Source organism: Bacillus sp. EKM202B, assembly GCF_011066025.1.
Lineage (GTDB): Bacteria > Bacillota > Bacilli > Bacillales > Bacillaceae_G > Bacillus_A > Bacillus_A toyonensis.
On record NZ_JAAMNK010000006.1, the window covers coordinates 73,874 to 86,278 of the forward strand.

Genomic DNA, 12,405 nt, shown 5'->3' on the forward strand with positions numbered 1-12,405 from the left:
CTTCTTTCTTTTAGAAGTGTTTAGAAACTAATTCTACTAACGCTTCTTTCGGTTTGTAACCTAACGCTTGATCAACTACTTTACCGTCTTTTAATACGAAAAGAGCTGGAATGCTCATTACTTCAAATTGACGAGCAGTTTCTTGGTTTTCATCAACGTCTACTTTTACTACTTTTACTTTTTCACCTAGTTCTGAATCGATTTCCTCTAATACAGGAGCGATCATTTTACAAGGTCCACACCAAGGTGCCCAGAAATCTAATAATACAACACCTTCGCTAGTTTCAGCTGCGAAGCTTTGGTCATTTGCGTTTATAATTGCCATTTTATTTCCTCCTTCAAGTATATTCTACCAAGAGTATATCATTAACTTATATACGTGGCGAATAATATGTATCGTTATGTATTGTAACAAAAAAATGTTCCTTTATACTATATAAAAATATGGATGAAATACTAAAAAGGTGAGGGACAGGGGATCCCTCACCTTTTTCTATATATAGGGGTACTTCACTTGGAACTCAAGGGTACTCAAATCATGAATGTACTTTTAACTTTTTAAACTCTTCTGTTAAAAGAGGTAAAACTTCGAATAAGTCACCAACAATACCATAGTCAGCTACTTTGAAAATACTTGCTTCTGGATCTTTATTAATTGCAACGATTATTTTTGAGTTAGACATACCAGCTAAATGCTGAATCGCACCAGAAATACCGCATGCAATGTATAGATCTGGCGTAACGACTTTACCCGTTTGACCAATTTGTAATGAGTAATCGCAATACTCAGCGTCACAAGCACCACGAGATGCTCCAACAGCGCCGCCTAGTACATCAGCTAACTCTTTTAATGGCTTAAATCCATCTTCACTCTTCACACCACGTCCGCCAGCGATAATAACTTTCGCTTCTGAAAGATCAACGCCTTCTGCAGTTTTACGGACAACATCTTGAATAATTGTACGTAAATCTTTCACATCTACTGTAATAGAAGACACGTCACCTGTGCGAGACTCGTCTTTTTCAAGAGTTGCAATGTTATTTGGGCGCACTGTCGCAAATAAGATACCATCTGTTACAATCTTCTTCTCAAACGCTTTACCAGAGTAAATCGGACGAGTGAAGATAACATTTCCACCTTCAACTTCTAAAGCAGTTACATCAGAAATTAGACCAGCTTCAAGTTTCGCTGCTAATTTTGGTGATAAATCTTTACCAAGTGCTGTATGTCCAAATACGATACCTTCTGGCTTTTCTTCAGCATATACAGCTAAAAACGCTTGTGCGTAACCATCAGATGTATATGATTTTAATTTATCATTTTCAACTGTCACAACGCGATCTGCACCGTAATGAATCAATTCATTTGCAAAAGAGGCAACGCTGTCTCCAACTAGAAGACCTACCACTTCACCGCCTTCTGCAATTGTTTTTGCTGCTGCTACCGCTTCAAACGAAACGTTACGTAGCGATCCGTCACGAACTTCACCCATTACTAATACTTTACGAGCCATAGATTTTCCCTCCTGCATATATAATTTCGTATTTTATTAGATTACTTTCGCTTCTGTATGGAGCAACGATACAAGTTCTTTTACTTGATCTTGCAGCTCGCCTTGTAACACTTTTCCTGCATCTTTCTTAGGAGGCAAATAGATTTCAATTGTTTTTGTCTTTGCTTCCACATCATCTTCTTCTAAATCTAAATCATCTAATTCTACTTCTTCCAGTGGCTTTTTCTTCGCTTTCATAATACCTGGAAGCGATGGATAACGCGGTTCGTTTAAACCTTGTTGTGCTGTTACTAAAACTGGTAATGAAGTTTCAATAACTTCTGTATCACCTTCAACGTCACGCTCAATCTTCACGTTTGTACCATCAATCTCCAGTTTTGTAATTGTCGTTACGTACGGAATATTTAGCGCTTCAGCTACGCGTGGACCAACTTGTCCAGATGCACCGTCAATCGCAACGTTTCCGCCTAAAATTAAATCTGCATCTTTATCTTTTAAATATTCAGCAAGTACTTTTGCTGTTGTAAACTGATCGCCATTTTCAACATCATCTTCAATATTAATTAATACCGCTTTATCACAGCCCATCGCTAATGCTGTACGAAGTTCTTTCTCACTATCTTCGCCACCAACTGTTACGACAGTAACTTCTCCACCTTGTGCGTCTCTTACTTGAATTGCTTCTTCAATCGCATATTCATCGTAAGGGTTGATGATGAATTCCGCTTCGCCATCGTAAATTGCACCGTTTTTAATTACGATTTTTTCTTCTGTATCAAATGTTCGTTTCATGAGTACGTAGATGTTCATTCCATTTACCCCCTTATTTTTTTCAGAAAGATTCTATCAATTTTAAAATTCTGTTAATTTATATTAAAAAAATAATTGAACTACCTACCACTAAACGAAGGCTTACGTTTTTCTAAAAACGCTGCTACACCTTCTCTTCCATCTTCACTCGTAAATACTTCACCGAAGATTTGAGCTTCGCGCTGTACACCTTCGTAATAATGAGACGATTTTGTCGTTTGCAATAACTCTAACACAGCACGAGTTGTTGCTAGACTTTTTCCAGCAATTTGTTTTGCAACTTTAAGTGTATCGTCTAAAAGTGTTTCTTCAGAAAACACTCCGTTAACAAGTCCCCATTTTAATGCTTCTGCACCAGTAATTGGTGTACTCGTTAACATCATTTCACAAGCTTTCGCTTTCCCAACATAACGTGGTAAGCGCTGTGTACCTGCAAAACCAGGAATTAATCCAAGTGTTAATTCAGGTAAACCAAGTTTTGCACTTTCAGTTACAAAGCGCATGTGGCAAGACATAGCAAACTCAAGGCCGCCGCCAAGTGCCGCTCCATGAATTGCCGCGATAACTGGTTTTGAACATTTTTCAACACGCTCAAATGTAACTTGTCCAAGCTGTGCTAATTCTGTCGCTTGCTTCGCTTCAGTAACAGATGTAAATTCTTTAATATCTGCTCCAGCTGAGAAGAAGCGCCCTTCACCGTGAATAACAACAACACGAATGTTATCATCCTTCTCCACTTGATCAATTAACTCAGTAACGTCATGCATAACTTGTGAAGACATCGCATTCGCTGGCCCGTGATTTAACGTCGCCACCGCAATATGGTCTTCAACTCTTACAGATAGGAATTTCAACATGATCCCTCCCATTATTGACGATAACCACAAGCCGCAATAAGTAGCCCATGTACCGTTTTTGAAAGTGCGACCAGATCATACTTATGATCGCTCATTACCCAATTGGTCACAACTTCATCTACTGTTCCAAAGATCATTTGTCTTGCCACACGAACATTTAAGTCCGCCTGAAACTCACCTTGCTTTATACCTGTCTCTAAAATTTCATCCATAACTTGTAAGTAGCCTTTTAATACTTCATTTATTTTAAGGCGCAAGTCTTGATTGGACTGTCTTAGCTCTAATTGCGTAACGATAGCAAGAGGATCATTTTGTGATAACAGCAAGAAGTGCGTTTCTACCAACATGAATAACTTCGCTACAGCGCTTTCAATTCCTGCTGTTTTTTGACGAATTGTTTCAACAAATTCTCCCATCTTCTCTTGGAATAAGGATATTAATATATCTTCTTTATTTTTAAAATATAAATAAATCGTGCCATCAGCTACCCCAGCTTGCTTTGCAATTTTAGAAACTTGCGCTTGATGGTATCCATTCTCTGCAATCACAATGACTGCCGCATCAATAATTTGATTGTATTTCGGTCTATTTTTCTTCACTTTACTGTCCCCTTCAAGAAGATGACTGAATGAATAGTCATTCATATTCTTATAATACTGACTATTTAGAAAAGTGTCAATCCTATTTTTTCAAAAAGAAAGGGCCTTAGCCCGTTTGCTCATCCTCATTCTTCCTCTTCTCTTCATCTATTAGGACGCGGCGCAAAATTTTCCCTACTGTCGTTTTCGGCAATTCATCTCTAAACTCGTATACTTTCGGTACTTTATAAGCCGCTAAATATTTACGTGCAAACTGATTTAATTCCTCTTCAGAACATTCAGCGCCTTCTTTCAAAACAACAAATGCTTTTACAGTTTCCCCTCTGTACGGATCAGGAACACCGATCGTCACTACTTCTTGCACCTTTTCGTGTTCATATAACACTTCTTCTACTTCACGAGGATATACGTTAAAACCGCTAGCAACAATCATATCTTTCTTACGATCTTTCACATAGAAAAAGCCATCCTCATCCATGTATCCTACATCACCTGTATGAAGCCAGCCATCTTGCAATACAGCCGCCGTTTCTTCTGGCTTATTCCAATACCCTTTCATAATTTGTGGGCCTTTAACAACTATTTCACCGATTTCACCTGGAGGTAATGCCTCTCCTGTTTCAAGTGACATGATGATTGACTCCGTATCTGGCCACGGTACCCCAATACTTCCTGGCACACGTTTTTCCCACAAGAAATTCCCATGTGTAACGGGTGATGACTCCGTTAATCCGTAACCTTCTACCAGTTTACCACCTGTAACGCTCTCAAACTCCTCCTGTACTTCTACAGGAAGCGGTGCAGAGCCACTAATACAAGCCTGAATAGAAGAAATATCATATTCTTTTAAAAGAGGGCTATTTAATAGAGCAATATAAATGGTCGGCGCTCCTGGAAATAGTGTAACTTTATGTTTTTTAATTGCTTCAAAAACCATTTTCATATCAAACTTCGGAATAAGCACCATTTTATACCCTTGCATAATACTTAAATTCATTACAGCTGTCATTCCGTATACATGAAAAAACGGAAGGACACCAAGGATCACTTCTTCTCCCTCTTTACAATTATATAACCAATGTGCTCCCATTAAAGTGTTCGAAACGAGGTTTTTATGCGTCAGCATAACCCCTTTTGGAAATCCTGTCGTTCCCCCCGTATACTGCAAAAGAGCTAGATCATTTTCAGGATCACAGGGAACCTCAACATCAGCAGTACTTTCCCTTTCTACTGATTTCCATAGATGAATCGTTTCGCTTTCCGACACATTCACAACAAGATTCGCCTGCTTTTTTTGTACAAATGGATAAAGTAAATTTTTAGGGAATGGTAAGAAATCTGCAATACGAGTTACGATAATGTGCTCCAGCTTTGTGGCATTTTGAACATTAGTAACTCTCGGAAACACTAAATCAAGGCAAAGAATGACTTTTGCCCCAGAGTCATGAAGTTGGTACTCAAGCTCTCTTTCTGTATAAAGAGGATTCGTTTGTACGACAATCCCCCCGGCAAGCAAAGTACCATAATAACCGATTACAGATTGCGGACAATTCGGCAACATAATTGCAACTCTATCTCCCTTTTCAACACCAAGACTTTGCAGATAATTCGCAAACTTCTTTACCTTGTCATGGAAATCTGAAAATGTAACATCTTTACCTAAAAAATGAAGCGCTTTCTTTTCTGGATAACAAGAAGCTATTTTCTCTAAATATCCATGAAGTGGCTGAATATCATAAGAAATAGTACTAGGAATTTCCTCTGGATAACTTTTTAACCAAGGTTTTTCCACCTTCATTCCCCCTTCAAATACATAAAAAATAAATGAATGTTCATTCATGATGGTTGTTTTCATTATATTATAGTCATAACAACGTTACAATCATAATATTCTGACTTTTATATAACTATGCCTTACCTCTTTAACTTCTTATTATATGTACAAACTCTCTTACTCTTTTAAGAGTAAGAGAGTTATTATTTAACTTAGTCTTATAATTGTTAATACCGCTCCTGGAGTAGTCGTTGATAACGTCGCAACAGCTAACAAGCCAAATAATTGCAAACTAATTGCACTCCCCGCCGCAAGAGTCGTAATAATTGTTGCACTAAACGATGTGGTTGCTACTGCAGGGGAATTGATCGTCCCAGCAAGCGGTGCACCATTAATTGTAATTCGCGAACTGACTAATAATGAAGCCGTTATATTAATCGAATATGAAATATAATAATTCCCTGCATTTGCAGCCGTAAATACTGTGTTCCCCCCAGACACTGTAATACCTGGACCGATATTCTGATTGTTTGGAAGCGGGACATTTGTTCCACCAAGTAGTACCGATATTGCTGTACCCGACGTATTATTTGCAAATGCGTATGTTGCCGTTATACTTGTGCCGGTTGCTCCTGTTGGGCCTGTATCACCGGTTGCCCCCGTTGGACCTGTTATTCCTGTCGCTCCTGTTGGACCCGTTGCTCCTGTTATTCCTGTCGCTCCTGTTGAACCGGTTGCCCCCGTTGGACCTGTTATTCCTGTCGCTCCTGTTGGACCCGTTGCTCCCGTCGGACCCGTTGCTCCTGTTGAACCTGTCGCTCCTGTTGGACCCGTTGCTCCTGTTGAACCTGTTACTCCCGTCGGACCCGTTGCTCCTGTTGGACCCGTTGGACCAAGCTTAGGTACTGTCCCATCGCAACTAAAACAACATGAATCAACATGTACACCATTTTGATTATTACACCCACAATATCCATTTGTATTATTGAGCCATGAAGACATGTTGATCCCTTCCTTCAAATTCAATCTTTTCAGTACAAACAACGAATTATAAAACAACTATCCAATAATAAAGAAATACTTTATTCCGTACATTCTAATAATTATTACATGCGACACCCTTCCCTTTTGCTTGTACATTCGCCTTCCTGCTTAAACGAAATTCCTTTTCTGCATTTTCATATACATATAGATTTCAACCTCACATATTGAAATCTGTATAATTCGTTATTTTTCGTCAAAATTTTAAAAATATATTGACACTTAAAATATCATCATAGTATGATTTGGATGTTGTAATTGATAACGATTTTCAATATCGTACATTGCAAATTAAATAATTTATTTGGGGGCAGAAGATGAAGAAAATTCTCAGTATTTTCATAGTAATTCTTCTATTCGCTGTTGGATGCGGACAGCAAAAAGAGGAGAAAAAGGAAACAAAAGCGGACAATAAAAATCAAGCTATAACAATTAAACACGCTGAAGGGGAAACGAAGTTAAATAAACCAGCGAAAAAAGTTGTTGTACTTGAGTGGGTATATTCAGAAGACTTATTAGCACTTGGTGTTCAGCCAGTAGGGATGGCAGACATTAAGAATTATAATAAATGGGTAAATACAAAAACAAAACCGAGTAAAGATGTTGTAGATGTAGGGACACGTCAACAACCAAACTTAGAAGAAATTAGCCGTCTAAAACCAGATTTAATTATCACAGCATCATTCCGTGGTAAAGCAATTAAAAACGAATTAGAGCAAATTGCTCCTACAGTTATGTTTGATCCATCAACTAGCAACAACGATCACTTTGCTGAAATGACAGAAACATTTAAACAAATTGCAAAAGCTGTTGGAAAAGAAGAACAAGGTAAAAAAGTATTAGCTGATATGGATAAAACATTTGCTGATGCAAAAGCAAAAATTGACAAAGCAGGCTTAAAAGATAAAAACATTGCAATGGCACAAGCATTTACTGCTAAAAACGTGCCAACATTCCGCATCTTAACTGACAATTCTACAGCTTTACAAGTTACAAAAAAATTAGGTTTAACAAACACTTTTGAAGCGGGTAAATCAGAGGCAGATGGTTTCAAACAAACAACTGTAGAATCATTACAAAGTGTACAAGATTCAAACTTCATTTACATTGTAGCGGATGAAGATAACATTTTTGACACTCAACTAAAAGGCAATCCTGCTTGGGAAGAATTAAAGTTCAAAAAAGAAAACAAAATGTATAAATTAAAAGGCGACACTTGGATTTTCGGTGGTCCTGAGTCTGCAAAATCTTTAGCAACACAAGTAGCAGATGTAATGACAGCGAAGAAGTGATTACACGATGAATAGCTTACAACATACACTTCGAGCAAGTCTTGTATTCGGAGGAGGAGCAGCTCTCTTGCTCCTCCTTTTCTTTATTCATATCGGACAAGGTCAAGCAAATATTTCCTATAGTATGATTATCGATGCTCTTATCTCACCGAACCAATCACTAGAGCACCAAACTTTAATCATGCTTCGATTACCTAGAGCCGTAATTGCTATTTTAGCTGGAGGTGCTCTTGCTGCATCTGGGGTCATTTTGCAAACATTAACAAAAAACCCACTTGCTGAATCAAGTACAATGGGAATTCACTCTGGCGCATATTTCTTTCTAGTAGCGGCTACAATTTTCTTACCGAAAGGTCTGCAAATTAACTCACTTCTTTTCACATTTATCGGTGGTGCTATTACTGCTTTATTTGTATACCGTATTTCTGGTGGGAAAAAGGGAACCCCACTTAGAATGGCACTAGCTGGGATGGTCGTTACATTAATGCTTTCTGCTTTTACTGGAACGATGCAGCTTTTCTATGAAAATGAAACGGCTGGTTTATTTTTATGGGGAGCTGGCTCTCTTATCCAAAATAACTGGGATGGCGTTCAATTTGCTTTTCCATTTATCATTATTTCTTTCCTAGTTTTACTATTTATGTCTCGTAAACTCAACATCCTCTTACTTGGTGACGATGTTGCTGTTTCTCTTGGTGAAAAAACAGCAGTAACACGTCTTATCGCCTTCATTGCTGCAATCTTTTTAACAGCAGTAATTGTCACTGTCGTTGGACCGATTGGGTTTGTTGGCTTAGTTGCACCACACTTAATGCGCCTTATTGGTTACCGGCAACACTTTACTCTTCTTCTTTCCTCATTCTTATGGGGAGCAGTATTATTACTTGGGGCAGATGTCGTCGGTAGATTAATAGATCCAACTGGTGCAGAACTTCCTGTTGGATCAGTCACAGCAATGATTGGGTCACCTTGGCTTATTTATTTAGTGTATCGTATGATGAAGTCGAAACAATATATGAATGATAACGGTGCGAATGCAGCTGGAGCTAGTTCCCGCTATTACTCTTATAAAAAGGTAATCATCATATCTATCACGCTTTGTATTGTGACGATTGCTCTTGGTGTTACAATCGGTAGTAATGCTTATATCGAAAGCATTACAAATGTTATAACAGGGCAATTAACGCAATTTGATAAAAATATGATGATGAACCTTCGTTTACCAAGAATGCTCGTTGCCGCTATTGCTGGCGCATGCCTTGCAATAAGTGGGCTTGTCTTCCAAGGAATATTACGAAACCCACTTGCCGACCCTTCGATTATTGGTATTTCGTCTGGAGCAGGTGTCGGTGCTTTAACTATTATGTATGTTTTCCCTGCACTTCCAGGTTTCTTCCTACCAATTGGTGCATTTATCGGCGGACTACTTGCAGTTGGAATTGTCCTCTTCTTCTCATGGAAAGCAGGATTTAGTCCAACAGCTCTTGCTTTAATAGGGATTGGTATTTCGGCTCTCGGCTCAGCAATTATTCAAATCTTTATCGTTAGAGCGAACTTGAATGTTGCTGCTGCTTTAACATGGCTATCAGGCAGTACGTATGCAAGAGGATGGAATCACTTAGAAAATATCATTCTATATCCATCACTTATTCTTATACCAATTATCTTTTTCTTAATGAAACAACTTGATGTCCTTGTACTTGGAGACGATTTAGCAACTGGACTCGGACAGCCTGTAAATAAAACGCGTCTTGCTCTAATTGTACTAGCGACACTTCTTGCATCTATAAATATCGCGGCTGTCGGTACAATCGCCTTTTTAGGCCTTGTCGCTCCTCACTTAGCAAGAATTGTTGTTGGTATGAATCATCAAAGATTATTCGTTTGTTCCGCTCTGTTTGGAGCAATCCTTCTTTCTGTTGCTGACTTACTTGGACGTACAATCGCATATCCGAAAGAAATTCCCTCTGGCCTTGTCGTTGCTGTACTTGGGGCACCTTATTTCTTATGGTTGATGAGGAAGAGTGGGAAGAAAGTTAATTAAAAGACGGCTTCATATATATGAAGCTGTCTTTTCCTATTATGGCATAAAATTAATATAAGCTTTGTACAGAATATATATAACAAGTGCATACATGATTATATTGAATACACTTCGTTTTAAAGTTAACTTTCTCTTTAATTTCTTATCCTGTAATTTTAGTTCTATTCCATTTGCTACTTTCAGTCTACCTACCATTTTAAATAACTCTCTGTAATCATCAGCATTTCCCAATAATACGTACTCCTTATCATTTTTATACTTTATATGTAGAAATTCACTCCCACCTTTACGGTCTAATATTGTTCTCATAGAAGCTATTTCATTTAATACACATACTTTTATATCAACTTCATTATAATAACGATCCACAAAAAATACATACAACCGTTTATTTGTAACGATTAGCACATTATTAATACCGAAGTTCATCGCAAGAACGCCTACCCCTAATGTCATGGCTGTGCCTGTCTGCCAATTTTTCACACGAGGATTTTCGACAAGCATACTATATAAAATCTCTTCGCTTCCCTGTAACTCTTCTTGTACAACCTCATAACAACGTTTCATTAAAATTGTTTTTGTTACAACTTCTTTTGTACGATTTATTTTCTTTTTATCTATTTTCTCATCATTTCTATAATCATCTACAAAATTATCGCTATACTGCAAGTTATTTAATTCCTGAAGTAACTTTTCTTTATTCATTTCTTTCTCCCCCCCAACAGCTTCTTCAATTTCTTTCTCCCTCTTGAAAGCCTGCTATATACAGTATCTCGTGTCATACCGAATTCAAGCGCTATTTCTTGTACGCTATATTCATCTAAATACCTTTTTATAAAAATTTTCTTATCTTCTTCATTCAATTCTTTAATTAAAACGTAAAAATTATAATCTCGCTCTTCTTTTGTTAAATTGACATTTTTTCTATCTTCATATATTTCTTGCTGAAGCTCTTGTAATTGATAAGCCTTATTACTTTTTCGTTTATAATCAATAGCTTTAAACTTAGCGACAGATATAAGCCAGTTTCTAAACTTCCCACGATTTTCATCATAACTACTAATGTTGTACCAAACGATTAATAAAATATCGTCAACACATTCGTCCACTAATACCTTGCTCTGTGCCGTATCTAAAACACTATGAACCACCTTATAAATTAAATCCCCATATCGATCCATTGCTGTATGTAATGCTAACATGTCTTGTTTTCGAAGACCTTCTACTATTTCTATATCCTTCACCCTTATCACCACTCTTTATCCCCTTCTTTATTCATTATATATACGAATGAACACATTCGTTTCCTGACACTTTTACAAATATTTTCTAATTGTTTTCATATTGTAGCAAATACTTAATTAATTATTTCTTGTGGAACAGGGATTATATTATCTCTCACGAATTTAATCTATGAACAAAAATAGGAGGGATAACAATGTACCAAACAATTGAAGGCTTCTTTCAATCATGGACTTACGAAGCAGAGTCTACTCAGAAAATGCTTAATTCATTAACCGATGCATCTTTATCACAAGAAATTGCGCCTGGGCATTGGACATTAGGAAGAGTTGCTTGGCATATCGTAACGGCAATTCCTGTTATACTATCTGGCACAGGCCTAAAGTTTGAAGGAGAAACGAAAGATTATCCTGTTCCAACTTCTGCAAAAAAAATTGCAGATGAATACCATAAAGTGAATGCAGCTTTCGTTGAAGCACTTCAAAACGAATGGAATGATAAAGATTTAGCAACTATTAATGATTTCTTTGGTCGTCCTATGCCGAATTCTATATTTTTAATGACACTTATTAATCATCAAAATCACCACCGCGGACAAATGACGGTTTTAATGAGGCAAGCTGGCTTAACAGTTCCTGGCGTATATGGTCCTGCAAAAGAAGAATGGGCTGCCGCTGGAATGGAAGTTCCTAAAATGTAAAAACAAAAAAAGACAAGGTGTTTACACATCTTGTCTTTTTCTGTAACTTGTTTCATGTGAAACTATTTTTTCTAAATGGTTGTTTTATGGAAAAGATAGATTAAAATGAATACATATTACGAAGAGGAGTAACCAAATTGAATACAAAAAATAAAAAAATAGCTATGGGAACTATTTTACTAACTTCTATTATTGGAGTGATTAGTGTATCTCTTTATTTCACCTATTATGGCACCCCTTGGGGAAAACAAGCAGCAATTACGGAATCAAAAGAATATATTACAAAATATTTTAATCTAGATGCAGAAGTCAAAAATACTTCTTACGATGCTAAAATGAATAGCTATGCAATCTCCTTTGAAACAAGTACCGACGGAGAGTTTACTATCGAATATAAAAGTCCTAATAACTTTAACATTTCTCCAGGAGTGCAAGAGTATTTAAGCACACACTCTAAATTTACAGAGTAGTAACGAAGCATACATATACAAAAAAGAGTTGGTGTAACGCCAACTCTTTTTTCTTATTCTTG

The 12,405-nt window shown here is 37.2% G+C and carries 13 protein-coding genes; 4 read left to right on the forward strand and 9 right to left on the reverse strand.

Annotated elements, in window-relative coordinates; all coding sequences use genetic code 11:
* Window positions 1-10: 10 nt before the first annotated feature.
* The 7 genes from trxA to G9F74_RS10005 all read right to left on the reverse strand — a co-directional run bounded on the left by trxA (window position 11) and on the right by G9F74_RS10005 (window position 6,556).
* Entirely contained in the window at window positions 11-325 is a 315-nt protein-coding gene (gene trxA / locus G9F74_RS09975; RefSeq protein ID WP_000974757.1) for a thioredoxin, read from the reverse strand.
* Window positions 326-536: 211 nt separating this feature from the next.
* Complete coding sequence (etfA, locus tag G9F74_RS09980) at window positions 537-1,514, reverse strand: electron transfer flavoprotein subunit alpha (RefSeq protein WP_000101960.1); 978 nt, start codon at window positions 1,512-1,514, stop codon at window positions 537-539.
* Between the two features lie 36 nt (window positions 1,515-1,550).
* Complete coding sequence (etfB, locus tag G9F74_RS09985) at window positions 1,551-2,324, reverse strand: electron transfer flavoprotein subunit beta (protein WP_001029031.1); 774 nt, start codon at window positions 2,322-2,324, stop codon at window positions 1,551-1,553.
* A gap of 80 nt (window positions 2,325-2,404) precedes the next feature.
* A complete protein-coding gene (locus G9F74_RS09990) occupies window positions 2,405-3,181 on the reverse strand; it encodes an enoyl-CoA hydratase (protein ID WP_000911298.1) in 777 nt (258 codons plus the stop codon).
* 11 nt (window positions 3,182-3,192) lie between these two features.
* Window positions 3,193-3,780, reverse strand: coding sequence for a fatty acid metabolism transcriptional regulator FadR (locus G9F74_RS09995; protein ID WP_000742218.1), 588 nt, complete (start codon window positions 3,778-3,780; stop codon window positions 3,193-3,195).
* A gap of 106 nt (window positions 3,781-3,886) precedes the next feature.
* On the reverse strand, window positions 3,887-5,572 hold the full coding sequence (locus G9F74_RS10000) for a long-chain-fatty-acid--CoA ligase (protein WP_016109149.1): 1,686 nt from the start codon (window positions 5,570-5,572) through the stop codon (window positions 3,887-3,889).
* Between the two features lie 189 nt (window positions 5,573-5,761).
* Entirely contained in the window at window positions 5,762-6,556 is a 795-nt protein-coding gene (locus tag G9F74_RS10005; protein WP_097854233.1) for a BclA C-terminal domain-containing protein, read from the reverse strand.
* A gap of 356 nt (window positions 6,557-6,912) precedes the next feature.
* Between G9F74_RS10005 and G9F74_RS10010 the strand changes: the two genes are divergently transcribed.
* Entirely contained in the window at window positions 6,913-7,887 is a 975-nt protein-coding gene (locus G9F74_RS10010; protein WP_016109151.1) for an ABC transporter substrate-binding protein, read from the forward strand.
* Window positions 7,888-7,894: 7 nt separating this feature from the next.
* On the forward strand, window positions 7,895-9,931 hold the full coding sequence (gene fhuB / locus G9F74_RS10015) for a Fe(3+)-hydroxamate ABC transporter permease FhuB (protein WP_033668557.1): 2,037 nt from the start codon (window positions 7,895-7,897) through the stop codon (window positions 9,929-9,931).
* A 36-nt stretch (window positions 9,932-9,967) separates the two neighbouring features.
* Here the strand turns inward: fhuB and G9F74_RS10020 are convergent, their stop codons facing one another.
* Together G9F74_RS10020 and G9F74_RS10025 are read right to left on the reverse strand one after the other, a co-directional pair.
* Entirely contained in the window at window positions 9,968-10,636 is a 669-nt protein-coding gene (locus G9F74_RS10020; RefSeq protein WP_016109153.1) for a hypothetical protein, read from the reverse strand.
* Window positions 10,633-11,184: a sigma-70 family RNA polymerase sigma factor gene (locus G9F74_RS10025; RefSeq protein WP_033668606.1), complete on the reverse strand. Its 552-nt coding sequence runs from the start codon at window positions 11,182-11,184 to the stop codon at window positions 10,633-10,635. The genes G9F74_RS10020 and G9F74_RS10025 overlap by 4 nt, the downstream gene beginning before the upstream one ends.
* 185 nt (window positions 11,185-11,369) lie before the next feature.
* On the opposite strand from G9F74_RS10025, the gene G9F74_RS10030 reads away from it, so the two are divergent.
* Window positions 11,370-11,873: a DinB family protein gene (locus G9F74_RS10030; protein ID WP_000284956.1), complete on the forward strand. Its 504-nt coding sequence runs from the start codon at window positions 11,370-11,372 to the stop codon at window positions 11,871-11,873.
* A 137-nt stretch (window positions 11,874-12,010) separates the two neighbouring features.
* On the forward strand, window positions 12,011-12,343 hold the full coding sequence (locus G9F74_RS10035; RefSeq protein ID WP_016109156.1) for a YfjL-like protein: 333 nt from the start codon (window positions 12,011-12,013) through the stop codon (window positions 12,341-12,343).
* Window positions 12,344-12,405: the final 62 nt, after the last annotated feature.